The sequence below is a fragment of the Lentisphaera araneosa HTCC2155 genome (genome assembly GCF_000170755.1).
GTDB lineage: Bacteria > Verrucomicrobiota > Lentisphaeria > Lentisphaerales > Lentisphaeraceae > Lentisphaera > Lentisphaera araneosa.
This window is the reverse complement of sequence record NZ_ABCK01000003.1, coordinates 170,815-192,568: the sequence shown is the minus strand read 5'-3', so window position 1 is coordinate 192,568 and position 21,754 is coordinate 170,815. Positions and strand designations below refer to the sequence as shown.

Here is a 21,754-nt window from a genome sequence, read left to right as displayed (position 1 = left end):
TTCATTCTAAACGGAGAAACTCAGTATGAATCCACAAAACAGTCATTACGTACCCATGGTTGTCGAACAAAGTGCTAACGGCGAACGCGGTTACGACATTTACTCACGACTATTAAAAGACCGAATTGTCATGCTGAGCACTCCAGTAGATGATCACGTAGCATCCCTTCTTGTCGCTCAATTCCTCTTCCTCCAGGCAGAGGACCCCAAGAAAGACATTCAGTTCTTCATCAATAGCCCAGGTGGCTCAGTCACTGCTGGCTTAATGATTTACGACACTATGCAGATCTTATCCTGCGACATACAAACCGTATGTATTGGTCAAGCTGCGAGCATGGGTGCTGTATTACTTTCTGCTGGCACAGCTGGCAAACGCTACTGTCTACCGCACTCACGCGTCATGATCCACCAACCCTCTGGCGGAGCTGGCGGTACAGCTGCCGACATCACGATTCAGGCAGCTGAGATCAAGCGTCTCAAAAAAGAACTTTACGATATCTTAAGCCACCATACAGGCAAAGATTACCCTACAATCGAAGAAGACTCAGATAGAGATTACTTCATGAGTGGTGAGGAAGCTAAAGCATACGGCTTAGTTGATCACATCATGACGAAGAAAGCCTAATATGTCCAAAGAGAAAAACAGCACATGCTCTTTCTGCTCACGTGACAAAGAGCAAACTGGCGAACTTATTGCGAGCCCAACCGGCAGCTTTATCTGCCGTGATTGCGTAGAGATCTGCTCTGAGATCCTTTTCCCCCAACAGAGCATGGCTGATGTTGCAGAAGGCGAAGAACAAGCACAAGCTCAGAAAATTCCTTTCAACCTTTTGGCTCCGAAAGAAATTAAGCACGTCCTAGACGACTACGTCATTGGCCAAGATTACGCCAAAAGAACTCTCTCTGTTGCCGTATATAACCATTACAAACGCGTACAAAACAACCTTTTCCATCCAGAAGGTGCACATGACCTCGAAATGGAAAAGAGTAATGTACTTTTACTCGGCCCAAGTGGCTGCGGTAAAACACTTCTCGCTAAAACTTTAGCTAAAGTCCTCGATGTTCCTTTCACTATTTTTGATGCCACCACAGTAACTGAAGCTGGTTACGTTGGCGAAGATGTTGAAAACATCATCCTCAGACTCATCCAAGCAGCTGACGGTGATATTGAGAAAGCTCAATACGGCATTATTTACGTTGACGAGATTGACAAAAAAGCCAAAAAAGGCGAAAACATGTCAATCACTCGTGATGTATCTGGTGAAGGCGTTCAACAATCTCTCTTAAAAATTATTGAGGGCACACACTGCAACGTTCCACCCAAGGGCGGACGCAAGCACCCCAATCAAGATTATATTCAAATCGACACTCGAAACATCCTCTTTATTTGCGCAGGTGCATTTGTCGGGCTCGAAGACGTGATTCGCGGTCGCTTAGGGCGTCGCGTTATCGGTTTTGCCGATCAAGGCAACGGCGTGAAATCCGATGCGGAAATCGAAGAGATCATGCGTGAAGTAGAACCTGGCGACCTCGTCAAATACGGACTTATTCCTGAACTTATTGGCCGACTGCCCGTCATCTCTACTCTCAACCCACTCAAAGAAGAAGATTTAGTCCACATTCTTACGAATGTAAAAAACTCAATCATTAAGCAGTATCAGTACATCCTTATGAGTGATGGTATTAAACTTTCCTTTAGTGATGAAGCACTCAAAGAAATGGCTCACCAGGCCATTGACAAAGGCACTGGCGCTCGTGGTTTACGCTCTATCTTAGAGAAATCAATGCTCGAACTCATGTTCGAACTTCCCAGCCGCACAGACGTGGAAGAAGTTATCATCAGCAAAGAGTTTGTTTCTGAAGGCACTGAACCTGAGTACATACTCAAAAAGGCCAAGAGTAAAAAGAGCTCCTAAGTTCAGTCCCACCACTTTCAAAAACCCTTTAGAAATAAAGGGTTTTTGTGTTTCTAAAGCCTTCATCCAAAAGAAATTAATTTCATCTCCTCGATTGCCGAGTGAATCACAAAAATTGATTGGCATAAAAGCAAATAAAAAGCATATTAGCGGACTTTTAAATTTATTAGCGAGCTAAAGCATGGAAACCGAGAATCAAAACGAGAATTTCTCTTTCGTTGAGAGCGAGAAAAAAATCCTCGAATTCTGGAAAACACAAGATGTCTTCAAGAAGTCTCTTGAGCAAACAAAAGACTGCCCCCCTTACATTTTTTACGATGGCCCTCCCTTTGCCACAGGTCTCCCTCACCACGGCCACTTAGTTGCCTCGACCCTAAAAGATATCATTCCGCGTTATTTCACCATGAAAGGTCGCTACGTCGAACGTCGTTTTGGTTGGGATTGCCATGGTCTTCCGATTGAACACGAAATCGACAAGAAACTCGGCATGAGCGCTCAAGATGCCGTAGAAAAAATTGGTGTAAAAGCTTACAACGAAGAATGCCGTGGTATCGTGCAGCGTTTCACTTCGGAATGGGAAAAAACTATTTCACGTATCGGCCGTTGGGTTGATTTCGAGAATGATTACAAAACCATGGATACTGACTTCATGGAATCCGTTTGGTGGGTCTTTGGCCAACTCTGGGAAAAAGGCCTCATTTACCAAGGCACAAAAGTCGTCCCCTTCTCCACAGCTCTTGGCACTGTACTCTCGAATTTTGAAGCAAGTTCAAACTACCAAGACGTGCAAGACCCTGCTGTCACAATCTTCTTCAAACTCAAAGATGAAGACGCTTACCTCGCAGCATGGACGACCACGCCTTGGACCCTACCGTCAAACCTCTGCCTCTGTACCAACGCCGACATTGACTACGTCAAAGTCCGTGACGAAGATGCAGGTAAAACTTTCTACATGGCTGAAGCCCGCCTTGAACACTACAGCAAGAAGAACACTTTAGAAGTTCTCGAAACCATCAAAGGTTCAGACTTAAAAGGCCGTCAATACGAACCTCTCTTCCCTTATTTTGCGGAACTCGCAGAAGAGAACTGCTTCCAGATCCTTAACGACGATTATGTAACCACTGAAAGTGGTACAGGTATTGTCCATCTCGCTCCTGGCTTTGGTGAAGACGATAATCGCGTCATGCAAGAAGCCGATATCAAAGCTTCCGTATGCCCTCTTGATGATGCAGGTAAATTCACAGCTAAAATCACTGATTATGCTGGTGCTTACGTCAAAGATGCTGACAAAGAAATCATCAAAGACCTCAAAGAAAATGGAAGACTTTACGAGCGCAGTTCCTACCTTCACTCCTACCCCTTCTGTCCTCGTTCAAAAACACCACTCATCTACAAATCGATCCCTTCTTGGTACGTGAATGTCGAAGCGGTCAAAGAAAAAATGATCGCGGCCAACAAGCAAATCCACTGGGTTCCTGACCACATCAAAGAAGGTCGTTTCGGAAAATGGCTCGAAGGCGCAAGAGACTGGGCTATCTCACGTAATCGTGTTTGGGGAACACCTATCCCCATCTGGATCAACGATACGACCGAAAACAAAATTTGTGTCTCATCTATTGAGCAGCTCAAAGAGCTTTCAGGCGTTGAACTCGACGATCTCCACCGTGAGAACACTGATGATGTCACTTTCTCGATCCCAGGAGAAGAAGGGACTTATAAGCGTATCACTGAAGTTTTCGACTGCTGGTTTGAGTCCGGATCTATGCCCTATGCTCAATTCCACTACCCATTTGAGAATAAAGAAGTCTTTGATGCAGGCTACCCTGCAGAATTCATTGCAGAAGGCCTCGACCAAACTCGTGGATGGTTCTACACACTTACAGTTCTCTCTGCAGCAATTTTCGACAAGCCAGCATTCAAAAACGTTATTGTCAACGGACTTGTCCTTGCCAAAGATGGCCGTAAAATGTCAAAGTCGGAACGCAATTTCACTGCTCCTGATAACCTCATGGAAGAATTTGGCGCCGATGCCCTACGCCTCTACCTCATCACCTCAGGCCTTGTAAAAGGCGAAGAACAGAAGTTTGATGACAAAGGAGTTAAAGACATGGTAAGAACGGCTCTGCTCCCGTGGTTTAACTCATTCAAGTTCTTCAAAACTTATGCTGATCTCGACGGCTGGGATCCTGCTAAGCATTACGTGGAAGGCGACAACATTACTGATAACTGGCTCATCTCTAATCTTCAGACTCTAAAGAAAAACATTTCTACGGAAATGGACGCGTACCAACTCTACAACGTCGTGCCTGCCCTCTTCACTTTCATCGAAGATCTCACCAATACTTACATCCGCCTCAACCGTGGACGTTTTTGGGCCGAAGGTCTAGAAGACGACAAATGCTCTGCTTACTCAACTCTTTACACAGCTCTAAAGGAACTGAGCATTAGCATGGCTCCTTTTGCACCTTTCTTCTCTGAGTTCATCTATCAAGAACTCAAAGGTATGGACTCAGCTAGCGAAGCTCCCGAGTCAGTCCATCTTTGCACTTATCCCACGGCTGATGAAAGCAAAATCAACACCATTCTTGAAGATGCGGTTGACCGCATGAATCAGATCATTTTACTTGGTAGACAGAAACGCAACCAAGTAAAAATCAAAGTAAAAACTCCACTTCAACGCCTTACGGTCATTCACAAGGACAAGGAACTCCTTCAAGAGATCTCGCGCTTAGAGAACTACATCAAAACCGAGCTCAACATCAAATCGGTTGAGTACGATCAGGACGAAGCTAAATACATTAACTTCTTCACGAAACCTAATTTCCCTGCTCTTGGCAAACGCCTTGGTAAGCAAATGGGTAAGTTCACTGGTTTGATTAAAAAACTAAGCGAAAAAGATATTGCCCGCTTTGAAGAAACTGGCTCCATCGAACTTGACTGCGAAGTATTCACTCATGGTGATATTGACATTTTCCGCGAAGCTCGCGAAGGTCATGAAGCCCTATCCAATAGCCTCATTTCTTTAGAACTCGATTGCGAACTCAGCCCAGAACTTCTCCGCGAAGGACTTGCACGCGAAGTCATCAACCGCATCCAACGCTCCCGAAAAGACGCTGGCTTCAATGTAGGTGACAGAATTGCTCTTAGCATTAAGAGTGACGAAAACTTGCAGCTCGCCATTGAAGAGCACCAAGAATATATTTGCGGAGAAACCCTCACAGATTCAATTTCTTTTGAGGGTGTTAATTCCTACGATTTTGAATTTAAAATCGAAGACTACGCTTTAGAACTGGCTCTAAGTAGAGCCTAAGATACTATTCTCATTCAATATTTAACCCCGAACACACGTATAAACGTTGTGATTCGGGGTTTTCCGTTTAATTTATCTGATTATTTTTTATTAGCTTAGGAGTTCTAATGTCTGACCAAGTAAGCCAACCTTCTTTACCTGAAGGAAGCAAAATTTTCTGCCCGGCATGTAATGCCAAGCTCAATGTATCTGGCCTTGTTATAGGATCAAAATTTTACTGCCCTGGCTGTAATGCCAAAATCGAAGTCCCAGAAGAAAAACTCACTCTTGGCTACAATAAGAAATCAGCGTCTTTACCTGAACCCCCTAAAACTGAAGAAAAAACGGATGTCAAAAATTTAGCTAAAAAAGCACTTGGTACTGACATCAAACTTCCCGGCCAAAAAACTGCTCAGCCCTCTCCCGCAAAAGCCACTAAAAATGAAGAGGCTGGATCCGCAAGTGATATCGCTAGTCGAATTGCGGCTGCGAAACAAAGAGTTTTAGCTTCCAATTCAGATGGTGTCAATGAGACAAAACCTGAGCCTAAGCCTGAAAAAAGTGAATCTCAGGAACTAGAAGATAAAATTGCTGCTGCGAAACAAAGAATTCTCGCCGCGACAACAAAAGATAAAGTCGATGTAAATACTACCCCGACTATCCAAGATAAACTTCCCGAAAGCAAGCCCACCGAAGACACCTCTAGTCCAAGCGAAGAAACAATCACAACAAGTGAGACCGCTGAAGCAAACGAAGCTGAAGTTAAAGAAGCGCCGCAAGCGGCTAAGGATGAAAGTAGCACTGAGGAAGAAAGTGAAGATAGCAATAATGGACTTAACAAAGTTAAATGTCATTCATGCGGAGCGCTTAATGATTTCTCCAAAGAAAAAGCTTTTGAAAAAGTCCCTTGTCAAAAATGCTCTGAGCCTATCATTGTTCCTAAGCGTTTTCAGCATTTTCTTTTAGAGGATCAACTCTCTGACAGCAAGTTTTCTGCCGTCTATCGCGCCCTTGATCTCTCTCTCAACCGCGAAGTATGTGTTAAAATTTTCAGTAAAGAAATTTCGGCTAATGAAGAGCTTGTCAAAACCTTAATTGAGAAACTCAGCCTCAGTGCGACTCTCACACAGCAAAATATTGTTCCGATTTACACTTCTGGAACTCATGAAGGCCAATTCTTTATGGTTAGCCAATTCATGAATCAACGTTCATTGGAAAACTTTATTGCCAAAGCCAATGGCTCACTGCCGATCAATGCCTGCCTAAAAACACTCCATGAAGTGAGTAAAGGCTTACTTGAATACAGTCGCCACAAGCAGTTCCATCACCACCTCACTCCACGCAACATTTTAATTAATTCCGATGGGCAAATCAAAGTCACCGACTTTAATATTTTTTACTCCATCATGCGTAGCTTAGATGATAAGACTCTCTATGGAACAGAGTTTGTTTCACCAGAGATTATTCGCAAAGGCCAAGACAGCGAGTCCGCTGGCGATGTTTTCCACCTTGGACTTATTGCGCAGCAACTCGTCACAGGAAAACTGCCTTATTCAGCAGACACCCAAGAAACCTTAATGGATAAGCACCTTGAAGAGACGCCAAAAAGCCTTTCAGAGCTACGCAGTGACACTCCCCAAGAACTCTGTGACTTCGTTCAAAAAATGCTTACCGTTCGCCCCAGTGACCGCCCAAGCTTGAAAGAAGTGGAAAAAGAATTTGATCAATTGCGCAATACGCAAAAATCAAATATGGCGGCAACTCGCATGAAGACACCCGTCTCTAAAGCACCACTCGAAAAAGATACAGATAAATTCAAACACGCCAAACTCCAAGACACGGACCTTGCTCATGAAGACTTGTTAATTGAACTCAATGAAGAGTCAAAGAAAAGCCCTCCCATTATTCCCATACTTGTTGTCCTCATTCTCATAGCGGGAATTGCTGTCTTTGCTTTGCGGAAAAAAGATAGCGCAGACCAAACTGAAGATGCGGCAGTTAGCGAAGTTCAAAACGACGAAAATAATGAAGCTGGCGATGCTGAAGTCAATGAAGAAACCACTCCGGAAGAAGCTCCTGTAGATGATTCAAATATAAATAATACAGCGATTGAAACGGCTACTGAAGAAGAAACTTCTACCCCTGAGAGCCCTAAAGAATTCACACCTCTACCTGAAGAAAATGAGTTCACCCCAGAAGCATCTTCAATAAGTAATAATTCTTCTCAAGAAGTAAGTGAGAACTTCGATGAAGCTTTTGCAAGCTTTTCTCCCAGTCCAGTGAATAAAACCCAGCGCCCCTACCCATCAAACCTCGATTTCAGCCCGACGATCTCAGAATTTATTGATTATCTCAACTCTCAGCCTGATTCGCAAAGAAAAGCTATTGAAGATGAGCGCTTGAGGCTACTCAATCGCATCCGTTTCTACCTCATCAAAATCCTTTCTAGCACCCCCTACGAAGGTGATGTTCATTCTCGTGAATTTGAAGAAAGTATTGATGGCTTTTTAGAAGTTAAAAACGACCAGCTGCTCATGGGCCGTAAAGGCGCAGCCTTTACCCTTGAGATTGATGTGGCTCAGCTCGAAGATATTCAGTTCGCCAAGATTTTAGAGTTTGTCGCCAAGTCAAAACTCGACCAAATACCCGATAGCCCCGATTCTATTGCCAAAAACCTCCAAGAATCTGCTGCTGAAGATTATTTCAAAGCGGCTCTACTCATGGACTGGTTTAAAAATGATGCCGTGGCCAAGGCTTATTTAAAAATTGCGACTGAGCTCAACCCTCGACTCGCAAATCATTACAAGGTATTTTTCAATGGGCAAGAATAAAAAAAAGCCTCTCAAATCTGAAGGCTTTTCCGTAAACCCTTTTGCGAGCCTAGACATTGACTGTGTCGCCAAAGATATTGAAGAAAGCAAAAAAACCACCAACAAAATTCAGCACACGACCTGCAAGATCCGCTTAGAGAAAAAAGGACGTGCTGGAAAAACAGTCACTGTGATTTATGGCTTCGAACCCGTACTCGAACTCGTTGAAATGATGACATTGCTCAGTGATTTAAAAAAAACCATCGGCAGTGGAGGTACCGTCAAAGAAGAAACACTCGAACTGCAAGGCGATAAACGCCGACAAGCGGCTTCATTTTTACAAAATAAAAATTTTCGCGTCAAAGGCGAAATCAACTAATTTTAGGAAGAACATGACTCTAGACGAATTACAAAAACAGGTTAAAGCGATCCAAGACCGCTTCGAGCACCTGGGGAGGTATCTTTGACGTCTCTAATAAAAGCCAAGAACTCGATCAATTAGAACTTGAAATGGGCAGCTCATCTTTTTGGGATGATAGCAATGCCGCAAAAAGCACCGTCGACAGAGTTTCTGCGCTCAAAAGCGTTGTGGTCCCCTACAAAGAACTCGAAGCTCGAGTTGAAGACTTCATCACACTCAGTGAGCTGATTGAAGAAGAAGGCGCTTCCTCGGAACTTATGGATGACGCTGGTGAGGAATCACCCGAATTAGAAAAAGCTCTCGATGATTTAGAACTCTTGAGCTTCCTTTCAGGTAAATACGATAGCGGCAGCTGCTTCTTATCAATCAATGCTGGCGCAGGTGGAACTGAGTCCTGTGACTGGGCCGACATGCTTTTACGTATGTACCGCAGGTGGGCCGAGTCAAAAGGCTTCAAAGTTACTTTTGTCTCAATTCTAGAAGGCGAAGAAGCTGGCATCAAAAACTGCACCATGTTCATTGAAGGCCCCATGGCCTTTGGTTACCTTAAAGCAGAACGTGGCGTACACCGCCTTGTTCGTGTCTCGCCTTTTGATTCAAACAAGAGAAGACATACGTCTTTTACATCAATCGATGTCGTTCCCGATATCGGAGATGAGGCTGAAGTTGACATTGATGCGAAAGATTTAAGAGTCGACACCTTCCGCGCCTCTGGCGCAGGTGGCCAGCACGTCAACACCACGGACTCTGCTATTCGTCTTACTCACCTTCCAACTGGCATTGTCGTATCATGCCAAATGGAACGCTCTCAGCACAAGAACCGTGCCACCGCTATGAAAATGCTTGGCGCCAAACTAGAGGAACTCAAGCAAGCTGAACGCGAAGCCGAGCTCGATGCCAACGCAGGCGAAAAGAATGACATCGGCTGGGGAAGTCAAATCCGTTCTTATGTACTTGATGATCGACGTGTCAAAGATCACCGCACTAATCACAGCACATCGAACACAGACAAAGTCCTTGATGGCGACATAGATCCATTCATCCAGTCTTTCTTACGTTCAGGACTCAACAAAGAAGAAAATGACTAATAAAGCCATTATTTCTGTTTTAAGCTGCTTGGTCGGCATCATTGTAGCAACGCTTATCTTGCTCAAAAAAGATGTTCGGCCGAGCCAGCTTGTCCAGAAGAACACCATCCCTTACGAAGTACAGAGTGCAAGCGCACAGGGCTTGGTTAATAGTGGCAAGTATGCATTTGCAAATAAAATCTTTGAAAATTCTTACAGTCATTTCAAAGACAACCCTGCGTTCATCGAAGCTTACACCGACAGCCTACTAGCTTCTAATCAGATTGACAAAGCGACTCAGATCAGCAAAGATAGCCTAAGGGCTTATCCACTAAATAAAAACCTCAGAATTAAACTAGCTAAGTGCTTTATTTTAAACAGCCAAAGCGGTACAGCTTATGAAACGCTCAGTCAATACCCACTCTACTCTCAAAAAGAGCCCTCTTTCTTAAGCCTTGTCATCATGACTACGCCGAACACAAGCGCTTTGGATTCACTCATGGGGAAAATGAAGAACTTTCAATCTTATCAATCTTTTTTTCCTCCTAGACTGGTACAAAATTCAACAAACTCAGACTACATCACAAAGGCTTTGAAACCCTAATGGCCGACGTTAAAGTTTTAAGTGCAGAAATTGCTAACCGCATTGCCGCTGGCGAAGTCGTCGAAAGGCCTGCTTCTGTCCTCAAAGAACTCGTGGATAATGCGGTTGATGCCGGCGCCACTCGAATCATTGTAAGAACTGAAAATGCGGGAACATCTCTTATTGAAGTATCTGACAATGGCTCAGGCATGAATCAGAACAATGCTTTACTCTGCCTCGAGCAACATGCCACATCCAAAATCACCGACGCTAGCGACTTAGATGCCATTAGTAGCTATGGCTTTCGCGGTGAAGCTATTCCGAGTGTGGCTTCTGTTTCGAGATTTACTATTTTAACACGTTTGCATGATGATCTAGAGGGCACAATGATCCAAGTAAATGGCGGAGAAATTGCTAGTGTTGAAAAAATTGGCTGTGCACCTGGAACCTGTATTCGTGTGGCAAAATTATTTTATAATGTTCCTGCACGAAAAAAGTTTCTCAAATCTCAGAGAACGGAAGATTTTCATATCCAAGAAACATTTATCCAAATGGCGTTATCTCGTCCCGATATCCACATGGAATTGCATTGCGATAAGCGCAAAGTCTTTAACATCCCCCCGAGTCAGGACACAAGAACTCGCCTCAGCTCCTTTGTGAGCCGTGACCAAGTCAAAGAAATGATGGAAGTCGACTATCAAGAAGCCGGCATTTCCGTGAAAGGTCTTTGCTCACGACCTGGCCTCGCTCGCGGAAACTCTAGAGAACAACGTTTTTTCATCAACCAACGCCCCATCATTGCTCCAGAAATAAATCGCGCTATTCGCAATGCTTATGAAGGAATCATCAATAAGGGGCAATTTGCACCCTGTATACTGTATATTGAAATTGATCCATCTCGAGTCGATATCAATGTACACCCAGCAAAAAGAGAAGTGCGATTCCGTGAGCCACAACTCATCTGCCAAGTTATCAGCCATTCTCTTGAATTAGCCTTACGCCAACTTAGTGGCTCTCAGCAAAAACTCGTGGCCCCTACATTTCTCAATCCAGCCATACAAGTCACTAGTAGCCGTGTCTCTTTAAGCCTAGATACAGCAAAAAACCTATCCGAAAACAATGAACTTAATAAGCAGCAAGCCGAAGCTCGTAAAGATCTAACTTCCGTTAATGTAGATAGTCAAATCTCTCATCAAAATTCAGTAGATTTGACAAAATCTGAAGCCGTTCAACATCCTCCTCGAAAAGAAGAAGTAAACCCAGTACCATCGAGCAATGCTCCTCAGGTGAACCCCGCACAAAATGAGGTTCCTGAATCAAAGCCAGAGATCCAGTCAACAAGTATTGAAAAGAAAGAATTCAGCCACGGCCTCGACAAGCTAGACATCATCTCTTTTTATAATAGTGAATACCTCATATGCCAAGGAGATAACGGCCTCATTATCCTTTCCTTAAAAGCTGCTCGTGAACGTATTGTCTTTGAACAAATGCTCAATAATTATCGGAGTAATATAGACCATACCCAAGCATTGCTCATCCCCGTTAGCTTAGAACTCAACCACAGTGACTCACACCTTATCGAAAAGTATCATTCCCAATTAAGTGAATTAGGTCTTGGCTTACGTCACTTCGGCGCCAACACCTGGCTACTTGATTCTACTCCCCTGAGCTTCCCAGAAGATAATTTATTTGGACTCATTAGAAAAATTATCGACTTGCTTCACCACAGTCCGGAAAGCCTCAAACGAGACATTCACCTCAACCTTGCAAAAACTATCTGCAAAGCTACTTCAAGCCATATCAAGTTTAATGAAACGAGCTCGGAGAAGATTCTACTTGAATTAGATAAATGTGAAACACCCTATTCTTGCCCGCAAGGAAGACCTGTGTTCATAAATATTTCTGATAATGAGCTCAAAAAGCGCTTCGGTCGCAATTAATTTTTAAGTAGCTCTCTTAATTTTCGAGCTAACTCAATCATGCGATAGGGTTTGCGGAGAAATGCCGCCGCTCCTGCCTTAATGAGATCCCCTGCTTCATTTTCAGCCATAAAACCAGATGAGATAAGAACTTTGACTTCGTCGTCAAGTTTCTTGAGTTCATGAAAGGCTTCACGACCATTCATTTCTGGCATCACCATATCGAGAATAACTAAATCAATTTGGCCTGGATTTTCGCGGTAGATCTCAACTGCATCTAAGCCATTCTCAGCCAACAATACGATGTAACCTAAGTTTTGAAGATTTTCGATCAGAACATCCCAAATCATATCTTCATCATCGACCACCAAGATCGTTTCAGTTCCCTGTAAGGCAACTGAGGTCAAATCATTATCAAGTTGGCCCCCTACCGCATGATAATCCATGGATGGGAGTAGTAATTGAAGAGAGAGCTGATCTGCAGTCTCGTTGCAAAAAAGAGCTCCAGAGAAACGTTTTAGGGCGCCTAAAACAAAGAGCATTTCCTGTTGATCCGACTGAGTGAAAATTTCTGCATCATAATTAACGGGGACATAATCATTAATATCATCCGAACTTCTCATTTGGATAGAATAATAAACGCCATCATTCAGCCCTTCTTGCTGACTGATATTAACCTTATCAACGGATAAGGCATAAGGCGTTTCTTTGGATAAAAGAGAATTCATAAACATAAATACAGATGAAAGGTGACTCATATTAGCCTGAATAATCAACTCTTCTTGATCATCGACTAAATTTTGATCTTCTACTTCGCGCAATTTGCGACTACGCTTATAAAAAGCATTAAGTAAGCTACTTAAATTTACTTTTTCTTGATCATTTACAGTAGACTCTAAATCTTGTGAAATAGTTGAAAAAACGGTTTTAATTTGCCCGACATCATGACGTAACTTATCTAAATAGCGCTCTCCAGAAACAGAGCCATCAAGTTCATCCTCTAAAAAATCGCTGTATACAGCAATATTTTTAAGCAACTTGTTCATTACCAATGAAAGCCCTTTAAGCTCTGCATCGCAGCGCTCTAATCGCTCCTGTAGCGAAATCTCATTTAAATCATGATATTCCTGCATAATTAAACCTCATTTTGATATTTTATATTGACACAATAACACTCATTGTTAGTTTTTCAGTGAAACTAGCGCTATATATAGTCCCATAATTTATAAAAATAGAAGATATCAATGACAGAATTTATTATCATGCCTGCAATCGGTGCTGTAATTGGCGCTGTAACCAATGAGCTCGCTATAAAAATGCTTTTCAGGCCCTATAAACCCATCTATGTTTTTGGTATTAGGGTTCCCATGACGCCAGGTGTTATACCTTCGCAAAGAACGGTTATCGCTGCAAACATTGCTGAAACATTTGAAAAACATCTCTTATCAGGAAAAGAGATCCACGACATGCTCACATCACAGGATATGCATGATCAGCTTGAAAAAGAAATCCTTAAGGGTTTAGAGCAAGAACTGCCTAACATCCTAAATAATCCTGATTTATTAGATCAAACCAGCTTTATGATTCACTCGGCTTTAGTTAAAACCGCTAAAGATAAGTTTGTGGAAGTCAGTGCCAACAAAGCTCCTGAACTCGCTGAAAAAATGATTGATAGAGCGATTGACTCCCTTGGCTCAATGGTCGCTATGGTGGCTTCACCATTTAAAGGTAAGATTTGTGAAAAAGTCTTGGAAGGCATCGAAGCTCTAAGTCACGAAACCTTAGCATCATTTTCAACCGATGAAACTAGGCTGCTTATCAAAGATAAAATCAGCCAAGAAACTGATCGCATCGACTATAGTAAAATCGCACAATCCATTGCCCCAAAAATGACTAGCCTAATCATTGATGGTTTGAGTGTGGCCATCGAAGAAGCTTTAAGCAGTGGCCACTTAGACATTCGCCAAAAAATCGAATCCAGAATCAATGAACTGGAAATCAAGCAACTCGAAGAGATTATCCTCGGTTTTAGCCGAGAACAATTTCGCTATATCACCGCCTTTGGAGCTCTGCTAGGAGCCCTCATTGGCCTTGTCCAAGCCTTCACTTTTGGAATGCTTAACTAAATGCTTGATGCACTTATCATTGGGAGTGGCTACCTAGGATCTTGCCTAAAAAAACAATTTAAAAATGTACAATCGAGTTCTTTAGATCAAGCAGGGGATTTTTGTTTCTCATTAGAAGATTCACCATTTGAGATCTTACCCAAAGCCAAAACACTCATTATTTCTTGTTCCATCGAAAAAATGGGCGTGCGAGCTGAGGGATTTGCGGAATTCGCAAAAAATCATTATCAAAAGTGCATCCTCATTTCCACTGCTAGCTTATTTAAGGTCACCCAAGCAAACGAAATCATTACTGATGATCACCCTCTCAAAGCCGAGCACCCAAGAGCGATAAATGAAAGTTACTTCCGAAGCTTCTCAGCTCTACTCTATTGCGGGCTTTTATGGGATGACCATTTGCGACAACCGCAAAAATGGTTGCCACGAATAAAAAATGGCGCAAAACATGTCAACCTTTGCAAGATCGATTTAGTTGCTCATATCTGCCGATTGATTTCAGAAATAAGCGACTTTCCCCCAGGTCCCTACGTCTGCTCAGATACTCAAGCTCTCACTTGGTCAGACATTGCAGACAGAAGTCAACACACTTTAAACTCTGAAACGGCTGGTATAGAAAGTAAAATTTTATCCCCACAAAAACTTCAAAGTTTATTTAAAAGTAAGATTGATTGGAATTCATTCGTATATTGTGTCAAAAAAGAGCCCAAGTAACAACTCTTAAGGTAGAATAGATTGGATTTTTAGATGAGCTCTTTTAAATTATTGAAATTTAAAATAAGTGAGGCTCAAAATATTAGCTCCAGGCACATTAATTAACGGGTTTTGTATACTCGAAAAAATTGCTAGTGGCAACATGGGCACCGTATACTCGGCGACTCAAGTCAACCTTAATAGAAAGGTTGCCATCAAGGTTCTTTTTGAGCACACAGTTCAAGATCAAGATTTCTTAAGAGGCTTCTTCAGGGAAGCTCAAGCTGCTGCTGCTTTTACTCACCAAAACATTGTCCAAGCTTACGATGTCGGTCACACTGAAGATAATCTTTATTATTTTGCAATGGAACTCGTTGATGGCGGAGATGTATTGGAACTTATCAAAGAAAATGATTCCATTATTTATAAAGATGCCCTCCCATTACTCACAGGAATTGCCGAAGGTTTACACTACGGAAATAGCACGCGTCAATTAACTCATGGTGATTTAAAACCCGCCAATATACTCATCACACGACAAGGCGAAGCTAAATTAGCTGACCTCGGCCTAGCTCGAATGGGTGGTGAAATCCAAGGAGAAAGCGATGGCATCATGCTTACCCCTATGTATGCAGCACCAGAGATGATATTGGGGGAATGGGAAAGTGGGGACCCACGCGCCGATATTTATTCATTTGGCGCAACACTCTACCATATGTTAGCTGGACACCCTCCTTTTGAAGATAAGTCATTTAATGAAATCTTACGCATGCAGGTGGAAGAGGAACATATCCCATTAAAAAAAGCTAAGGCAAAAATACCCCAAGGCGTTTCAGATTTTGTTGACCACCTCCTAGAAAAAGACCTTAATAAACGCCCTCAAAATTGGGCTCAAGTTATCGAAGCCCTGCAGCAACTCAAACTCAAAGCAAGCGTTTATCAAAATGCTGCTGACAAAAAAGCTAAATCAAAAGTCTTTGATCGAGCCCAATCAGACAATAACAAAAGTAAAAAAACACTCATTGCAGTCATTGCGGGTTTTTTCTTGTTGGCTACCATTGCCTTAACCTTAATTAATATTGATCAGAGCGCACCAAAAAACCCAAAAGCTAAACAAAACACTTCTAAACAAGAAGCAATACCCACCGAGATTAGCAAACCTTCATCAGAGCCTAAAAATACTAGCCCCGTCAAAAAAGCTCTACCGAGTAAACCCCTTGCTCAAAAACCTGTAGCAAGCGAAGATCCTGCTAAAGAAGACAAGGCTTTGAGAAAAAATAAAAAGGAAATTAAAAAGACTCTTGGGCAAACTGAAAAAAAAAAGAACGGCGCCAAAGAAAAAATAATTTCAGCTACTCCTAAACCAAAGAAAGTCGCCCCAACGAACACCCCACCTATCGCTCAAGCAAACCCAACTCAAGTAAAATTAGTCGGCCACTTCAATGCTCTTGCTAGCCATGAGCATGGGAACATAACTGCGCATATAAAAAAAATCTCAACTTTACTTCACAACAATATCTACGCACAAAACTTAAGTATACATTTTTTCGAAGCTCTCGAATCTATGAAATCGACTTCTGAGCTCCAAACTGGCCTCAGCAACTACAATGATAAGGAATTAACCTTCGTCGAAAACAAGATTTACGGCCCACTCGAGCATAGCATTTCCATTAACAGTAAAGAGGCAGTTAAAGCACTTGCTAATATCAGCTCTGAATTTGTCTTAAAACAAAAATCCACTGATGAAAATATATTAGTGCTTTACGCCTTAACGAATCCCAATGATTTCCGACGCAGAAAAATCCCCTTCCAAAAGGAAAGTGCACATGGTCAACTCATTCATTTAATTTTAAATAGAACCCATAAATGAAATTACTTTTACTTTTCTTCTCTAGTATCAACATTTGTTTCGCCAATGAAGTGGACCCCATTTGGCTCCAAGTACGTGAAGGCTCATCAATATACTTAACACAACGTTATGTAGAGCAAGGAGAAAACCCAGAAAACGTCAAGCTCGCCATCTACATGAACCGCCTTTCTGTATTAACGACTGGGGATAGCTTAAATATTAAAAGTATTTTGACTCAAGCTCCAACTGAATCTAAAAGAAGGCTCTTAGATGACGGTCGCCAACTCCAAACCATCCTCAGCGAAAAATTCCATCAATTAGATAGTTCAAAAGAAAATACCAATCTCAAATTCATCATTGCTCTAGTCTCTAATAACATCGGACAATTAGAAGAAGATCTTTTAAGCACCTTCCCACCAGAAATCATAGAAAATAGAGTCTCCAAAATCCACCAAGGCTATAGTATAAAATATGGCTTACACCTAGAGTCCCCCAAAGAAGAAATGTTTTCAAAACTTAAAGAAACTCATTTTAAGTCACTTTCTTTTAATACAACGCAACTTTTCTCTCTCATTAACTTCATCAATAGCAAAACTAGAGAGCTTGGTATTGAACTTGAAGTCAAGTCAATCCCTTTTTGTGATGACTTAAAAACTTCCTTAAACGCAGAGGCAAAAGTCATTTACACTGGCACTTTAAATATCAAGAAGCCCATAAGTTTCAAGCTTGAAAATGGAAACCTTATGGACCTCATCCAAATAATTGACTTGAATTATAAAGTCAAATTGAGCTATGCGAAAAACAAAATCACTATTGCGTCATCAGATTCAGGATGGAAAAATGATTTACTTTCTTACAGAAAAGCCGATGCACTCACTGAACTACTGTATTCACCTATCTATGAGGGACTTCATAAAGATCCAAAAACCTTTCAAGTATATGGAGAGATACAAAACATCTCATTTAATGAGTCTACAACTAGCTTCCACCTTAACCCTTACATGTCCTTCACTGTTCCTAATAGTTTGAACGAAGAAATCATTGAAGTGATTACCACGATTTTAGATGAAAGCCAAGGCAGACGCAACTCGATCTATGCAAACAAACTCAAGGTCATAATCCAAGCGGATTTCTCGGCAAATAAAAGCTCCCCCACCCAAGTCAAAATAGCCTACTTAGAAGGTTTAAGCACCTTTTTTAAACTGCCTTAATCACTTACTGTACTGCTCTTCTCCATACTCTTTCCACCACTTTAACCAGTTAGAAGCCACATCCTCTTTGACTTGAGCAAAGTCATTTTTTGTGCAGTACAGAATCCCTGCTCGATGCTTATTAAACTCTAGGCCATAGGGCTTTATATCGCCATTAGTAATACGCTGCGCCATGTAAGCCGCATAAATCCTAATTTGAGGTTTCTCGTAAATACTCTTAGATTCCATCCAAAGAGTTGTGTCATCATCTTCGAGCACGACTTCTCGCTTATCTTTTAAAAGAGATGCATAAATACGTACAACGTGATCAATGTTTACTGGCTCCGAATCAACTTCCCCATTTTTTCTCTTTTCAATCATTGCGGCATTATAATTATCCATAGCTCGGTGAAATAAGGCTTCAACTATGACAGTTGTCACTTGTGCATTAGAAGTTTTGAGTAGTTCTTCGAGTTCGCCTAATGGCTTTTCTTCATAGTCTTTAATTCGAAGTTTGTAGATGGTCATATCTTGTTCCTTAATACGAGAAACAATTTTGCCCTTACCATCCTGTACTTCGACAGAAACTTGTGGGGTTTCATATTTTTTAACTGCAATCCTCTTTTTGGGGGCTGCTTCTTCTGTATTCTTGGGGGGGGTATGATTCGACCTTTGACTTGCACATGACAACATAAAAACCAAAGGGATAAGACTGTAAAACTTCATTAATTAACTCCTGTAAAAATAGCTCATTAAATTAGCATTATCTGGGTGACTTGCAACAAATATGAAGCAAACTACATTCCCCTAAATTAAATTATTTTAACAGGAATACATGAAATACATCGAGAAGAGTGAGGACTTAATCAACTGGATGAAAGTTATGCGTATGTCTCAAGGCTTTTTTTTCATCTCGGCCATGCCCGTCTTACTTGGCAGTCTACTCATTTACCAACACCATCAAATCTTTAACCCCTTACTAACGCTCCTCATACTTATCGGCTGTTTATTATTTCACTTAGGTGCCGATATGATCAATGAATATTACGACCATATTTCTGGAAATGATGCTCTCGTAGAAATCCATACGCCCTTTAGTGGTGGCACTCGCGTCTTAGAAGAAGGTAAACTCGCCCCAAAACGCGTCTTAAAGATGTCCTATCTCTTTTTTACAATCGCTCTAATTGGTTCAATTATCATTGCCTACCTAAGCAAAAAAGAGGTCCTTATCTTTGCTACCCTAGGCCTTATCTCATGTTGGGGCTACTCAGCTCCCCCCTTGAAATTCGCTCACCGCGGCTTAGGTGAAATTATCATTTTCCTCAACAACGGTTTGTTTATTATGTCTGCTATGTACTACGCCATTGTTGGTGAACTGCATAAAGAAATCATTCTGCCTTCTTTCTTTTTAGGTTTCCTTGGTTTCGCAATTATTTTAATGAACGAAATCCCTGATTATACCGCCGATAAAAAAGTTCAAAAAAACAACTTGGTCGTTCGCCTTGGAATTGAAGCTGGCTTCACTCTACATCGTATCGTCACTCTCCTCGCGTTTTCATCATTATTGATCGCTGTTTTCCTTAAACACCTTCCTCCACTCTGTCTCCTATCATGCCTTTTTCCCCTATTTCTTTACTTCAAGGGCCACTACAAGACTCCAAACTCTCAAGATTTGCAAAATTCTGCAACATTAACCCCCTTATGTAAGGGCGCTATTGAAACAAAATTTAAATCTTGGTGTTTATTAATGGCGGGTTTTATCATCAATTTATATATTTAAAAAATAAGTCGATAGGAATATCATGAGTGAGAATAAAAATAGTGCCGAAGAGCACTACAAAGGCAGCCTAAAAATCGTAGGCGTCATATTATTTATCTGGGCATTTATCAGCTATGGATGTGCTATTATCTTCCGTGATTGGATGGATGCCAACATGCCAAGCATAGGCAATGCACCCTTTGGTTTTTGGATGGCACAACAAGGTTCAATCATAGGCTTCGTCCTGCTCTTACTTGCTTATACATTTTTCATGAATAAGCTCGATGAAAAACACGGTTTTGGCGAGGAAGATTAATGTCACAAGATATTTGGAATTTTATTTTTATTGGAATTACTTTTGGCATTTATATCGGCATCGCTCTTTGGGCTAAAGCTGGTTCAACGAAAGAATATTATACTGCTGGCGGAGGCGTTTCTGCTCTTGCTAATGGCATGGCAACAGGTGCCGACTGGATGTCAGCTGCGACCTTTATCTCAATGGCAGGCATTGTAGCTGCCTCAGGTTACGACGCCTCTCGTTTTTTAATGGGCTGGACTGGTGGATTTGTTCTACTCACCACTCTCATGGTCCCCTACTTAAGGAAATTTGGTAAAGCGACTGTCCCTGACTTTATTGGCGATCGCTTTTACTCAAAAACAGCTAGACTTGTCGCCGTTTTTTGCGCCATCTTTATTTGCATGACTTATATCATGGGTCAAATGCGAGGCGTCGGTATTGTTTTCTCCCGTCTCTTTAATATTGAGATTGCAACTGGCGTTATTATTGGCGGCAGTATTGTATTCTTTTATGCAGGCCTAGGTGGCATGAAAGGCATAACTTACACGCAGGTTGCCCAATACTGTGTTATGGTTTTTGCCTACACTATACCTGTTATCTTTATCTCACTCGCCCTCACTGGAAACGTCATTCCTCAAATGGGTTTAATTGGTGATTTCACCAAAGGTGGCGAAGCTGTTCCCCTGCTACAAAAAATGAATGACCTCTCGGTTGAACTGGGGGTCACCAAGTATACCGATGGATCCCTAAGTACCACTGACATGTTCTGTATCACCGCTGCTTTAATGGCAGGTACAGCTGGACTGCCTCACGTTATTGTTCGTTTCTTTACCGTGAAGAGCGTGAAAGCTGTAAGAAAGTCTGCATGCTGGACCTTGTTCTTTATTGCAATCATCTATCTTACCGCACCAGCTTTAGGTCTTTTTGCACGTACCAACTTAGTTGACGAACTTAACAACAAAAGCTATACAGAAGCCCCTAGTTGGTTTAAGAACTGGGAAGACCAAGGCATGATTGCTTGGGTCGACAAGAATAATGACGGCATTATCCAATACGGTAAAGGCAAAGCTTTTGCTGGAAAACCTATTATGGATGGAGAAAAACGTGGTGAACAAGGACAAAGAATTGTTAAAAATGAAGTCACTTCTGATCCCAACGAAGTTTATTACGATCGCGATATTATCGTTTTAGCTAACCCTGAAATGGCGGGGCTGCCAAAGTGGTTGATCGCACTTGTAATGGCAGGCTGTGTTGCTGCTGCTCTATCAACTGCAGCTGGCCTCCTCCTTGTTCTCTCTACATCTATTTCACATGACTTAATGAAAAAAATCATCAAGCCAGACATTACTGACAAGCAAGAAATGGCCTATGCCAGAATGGCCTCGTTTGGTGCTCTCGTTATTGCTTCTTACTTTGGCATTAACCCACCATCTAGTTTTGTTGCAAAAACGGTTGCCTTTGCCTTTGGCTTAGCTGCTTCCTCATTCTTCCCCACTTTATTGATGGGTATTTTCTCTAAGAGAGTAAATAAAGAAGGTGCCATCGTCGGCATGATTTGCGGCATCAGTTTTACCTTTGCCTATATTGTCTATTTCCAGTTTATCGCAGAACATCAGAACTACTTATTTGGTATTTCTCCTGAAGGCATTGGTTTTGTTGGGATGTTCATCAACTTCATCGTCACAATTGTGATTAGTTCATTTACTCCTGCTCCTCCACAAGAGGTACAGGACATGGTAGAACATATTCGCATACCTAGTGGCGCAGGTGAGGCCTCTCACTAAAAGTTAAATTAACCTAATTTTTATAAGAGCTTTGAAGTATAAGAATTTCAAAG

Annotated in this window: 17 protein-coding genes; 15 read left to right on the top strand and 2 right to left on the bottom strand. The window is 41.8% G+C overall.

Translation table 11 applies throughout. The features are described from left to right. The first annotated feature begins 25 nt into the window (after positions 1-25). From LNTAR_RS03740 to mutL, 8 genes are all read left to right on the top strand, one after another. Entirely contained in the window at positions 26-625 is a 600-nt protein-coding gene (locus LNTAR_RS03740) for an ATP-dependent Clp protease proteolytic subunit (protein WP_007277305.1), read from the top strand. Position 626: 1 nt separating this feature from the next. Beyond that, on the top strand, positions 627-1,916 hold the full coding sequence (gene clpX / locus LNTAR_RS03735) for an ATP-dependent Clp protease ATP-binding subunit ClpX (RefSeq protein ID WP_007277304.1): 1,290 nt from the start codon (positions 627-629) through the stop codon (positions 1,914-1,916). 181 nt (positions 1,917-2,097) lie between these two features. Next, entirely contained in the window at positions 2,098-5,226 is a 3,129-nt protein-coding gene (gene ileS / locus LNTAR_RS03730) for an isoleucine--tRNA ligase (protein WP_007277303.1), read from the top strand. A gap of 107 nt (positions 5,227-5,333) precedes the next feature. After that, positions 5,334-8,036, top strand: a complete 2,703-nt coding sequence (locus LNTAR_RS03725) for a serine/threonine-protein kinase (RefSeq protein WP_007277302.1) — start codon at positions 5,334-5,336, stop codon at positions 8,034-8,036. Further along, positions 8,023-8,394 carry a translation initiation factor gene (locus tag LNTAR_RS25110; RefSeq protein WP_007277301.1) on the top strand — a complete coding sequence of 124 codons (372 nt, stop codon included), beginning with the start codon at positions 8,023-8,025 and terminating at the stop codon, positions 8,392-8,394. The genes LNTAR_RS03725 and LNTAR_RS25110 overlap by 14 nt, the downstream gene beginning before the upstream one ends. 13 nt (positions 8,395-8,407) lie before the next feature. Next, positions 8,408-9,524 (top strand): peptide chain release factor 2 gene (gene prfB / locus LNTAR_RS03715; RefSeq protein ID WP_420798207.1). Its coding sequence is split into 2 segments (ribosomal slippage): positions 8,408-8,458 and positions 8,460-9,524, totalling 1,116 coding nucleotides; the frame shifts between segments, so codons are not numbered across the junction. Beyond that, positions 9,517-10,107 (top strand): tetratricopeptide repeat protein, encoded by a 591-nt coding sequence (locus LNTAR_RS03710; RefSeq protein ID WP_007277299.1) that lies wholly within the window; start codon positions 9,517-9,519, stop codon positions 10,105-10,107. The genes prfB and LNTAR_RS03710 overlap by 8 nt, the downstream gene beginning before the upstream one ends. After that, complete coding sequence (gene mutL, locus LNTAR_RS03705; protein ID WP_007277298.1) at positions 10,107-12,026, top strand: DNA mismatch repair endonuclease MutL; 1,920 nt, start codon at positions 10,107-10,109, stop codon at positions 12,024-12,026. The genes LNTAR_RS03710 and mutL overlap by 1 nt, the downstream gene beginning before the upstream one ends. Here the strand turns inward: mutL and LNTAR_RS03700 are convergent. After that, entirely contained in the window at positions 12,023-13,138 is a 1,116-nt protein-coding gene (locus tag LNTAR_RS03700) for a response regulator (RefSeq protein WP_007277297.1), read from the bottom strand. The genes mutL and LNTAR_RS03700 overlap by 4 nt on opposite strands. Before the next feature lie 111 nt (positions 13,139-13,249). Here LNTAR_RS03700 and LNTAR_RS25105 point away from each other — a divergent pair, with 111 nt between their 5' ends. The 4 genes from LNTAR_RS25105 to LNTAR_RS03680 all read left to right on the top strand — a co-directional run bounded on the left by LNTAR_RS25105 (position 13,250) and on the right by LNTAR_RS03680 (position 17,881). Beyond that, positions 13,250-14,131, top strand: coding sequence for a DUF445 domain-containing protein (locus LNTAR_RS25105; protein ID WP_007277296.1), 882 nt, complete (start codon positions 13,250-13,252; stop codon positions 14,129-14,131). Continuing rightward, positions 14,132-14,842, top strand: coding sequence for a hypothetical protein (locus LNTAR_RS03690; protein WP_007277295.1), 711 nt, complete (start codon positions 14,132-14,134; stop codon positions 14,840-14,842). It begins immediately after the preceding gene. Between the two features lie 67 nt (positions 14,843-14,909). Then, on the top strand, positions 14,910-16,691 hold the full coding sequence (locus LNTAR_RS03685; RefSeq protein ID WP_007277294.1) for a serine/threonine protein kinase: 1,782 nt from the start codon (positions 14,910-14,912) through the stop codon (positions 16,689-16,691). Continuing rightward, on the top strand, positions 16,688-17,881 hold the full coding sequence (locus LNTAR_RS03680; protein WP_007277293.1) for a hypothetical protein: 1,194 nt from the start codon (positions 16,688-16,690) through the stop codon (positions 17,879-17,881). Before LNTAR_RS03685 ends, LNTAR_RS03680 begins: the two co-directional genes overlap by 4 nt. Here LNTAR_RS03680 and LNTAR_RS03675 read toward each other — a convergent pair whose 3' ends face one another. Beyond that, the gene (locus tag LNTAR_RS03675) at positions 17,882-18,586 is read right to left on the bottom strand and encodes a hypothetical protein (RefSeq protein WP_007277292.1); all 705 of its coding nucleotides are present in this window, start codon (positions 18,584-18,586) and stop codon (positions 17,882-17,884) included. Between the two features lie 109 nt (positions 18,587-18,695). Here LNTAR_RS03675 and LNTAR_RS03670 point away from each other — a divergent pair, with 109 nt between their 5' ends. Genes LNTAR_RS03670 through LNTAR_RS03660 form a run of 3 tightly spaced genes read left to right on the top strand, consistent with a single transcriptional unit; the run spans position 18,696 to position 21,701 of the window. Further along, complete coding sequence (locus LNTAR_RS03670) at positions 18,696-19,640, top strand: prenyltransferase (protein WP_007277291.1); 945 nt, start codon at positions 18,696-18,698, stop codon at positions 19,638-19,640. Positions 19,641-19,662: 22 nt separating this feature from the next. Beyond that, positions 19,663-19,935: a DUF4212 domain-containing protein gene (locus LNTAR_RS03665; protein WP_007277290.1), complete on the top strand. Its 273-nt coding sequence runs from the start codon at positions 19,663-19,665 to the stop codon at positions 19,933-19,935. Continuing rightward, on the top strand, positions 19,935-21,701 hold the full coding sequence (locus tag LNTAR_RS03660; protein ID WP_007277289.1) for a sodium:solute symporter family protein: 1,767 nt from the start codon (positions 19,935-19,937) through the stop codon (positions 21,699-21,701). Before LNTAR_RS03665 ends, LNTAR_RS03660 begins: the two co-directional genes overlap by 1 nt. Positions 21,702-21,754 lie beyond the last annotated feature (53 nt).

Coding starts and splice junctions, on each gene's coding strand:
- LNTAR_RS03660 (WP_007277289.1), top strand. CDS start 19,935: ATGTCACAAGATATTTGGAATTTTATTTTTATTGGAATTACTTTTGGC.
- LNTAR_RS03710 (WP_007277299.1), top strand. CDS start 9,517: ATGACTAATAAAGCCATTATTTCTGTTTTAAGCTGCTTGGTCGGCATC.
- ileS (WP_007277303.1), top strand. CDS start 2,098: ATGGAAACCGAGAATCAAAACGAGAATTTCTCTTTCGTTGAGAGCGAG.
- LNTAR_RS03675 (WP_007277292.1), bottom strand. CDS start 18,586: ATGAAGTTTTACAGTCTTATCCCTTTGGTTTTTATGTTGTCATGTGCA.
- LNTAR_RS03700 (WP_007277297.1), bottom strand. CDS start 13,138: ATGCAGGAATATCATGATTTAAATGAGATTTCGCTACAGGAGCGATTA.
- LNTAR_RS25110 (WP_007277301.1), top strand. CDS start 8,023: ATGGGCAAGAATAAAAAAAAGCCTCTCAAATCTGAAGGCTTTTCCGTA.
- LNTAR_RS03690 (WP_007277295.1), top strand. CDS start 14,132: ATGCTTGATGCACTTATCATTGGGAGTGGCTACCTAGGATCTTGCCTA.
- LNTAR_RS03670 (WP_007277291.1), top strand. CDS start 18,696: ATGAAATACATCGAGAAGAGTGAGGACTTAATCAACTGGATGAAAGTT.
- LNTAR_RS03680 (WP_007277293.1), top strand. CDS start 16,688: ATGAAATTACTTTTACTTTTCTTCTCTAGTATCAACATTTGTTTCGCC.
- LNTAR_RS03665 (WP_007277290.1), top strand. CDS start 19,663: ATGAGTGAGAATAAAAATAGTGCCGAAGAGCACTACAAAGGCAGCCTA.
- LNTAR_RS03740 (WP_007277305.1), top strand. CDS start 26: ATGAATCCACAAAACAGTCATTACGTACCCATGGTTGTCGAACAAAGT.
- LNTAR_RS03725 (WP_007277302.1), top strand. CDS start 5,334: ATGTCTGACCAAGTAAGCCAACCTTCTTTACCTGAAGGAAGCAAAATT.
- clpX (WP_007277304.1), top strand. CDS start 627: ATGTCCAAAGAGAAAAACAGCACATGCTCTTTCTGCTCACGTGACAAA.
- LNTAR_RS25105 (WP_007277296.1), top strand. CDS start 13,250: ATGACAGAATTTATTATCATGCCTGCAATCGGTGCTGTAATTGGCGCT.
- mutL (WP_007277298.1), top strand. CDS start 10,107: ATGGCCGACGTTAAAGTTTTAAGTGCAGAAATTGCTAACCGCATTGCC.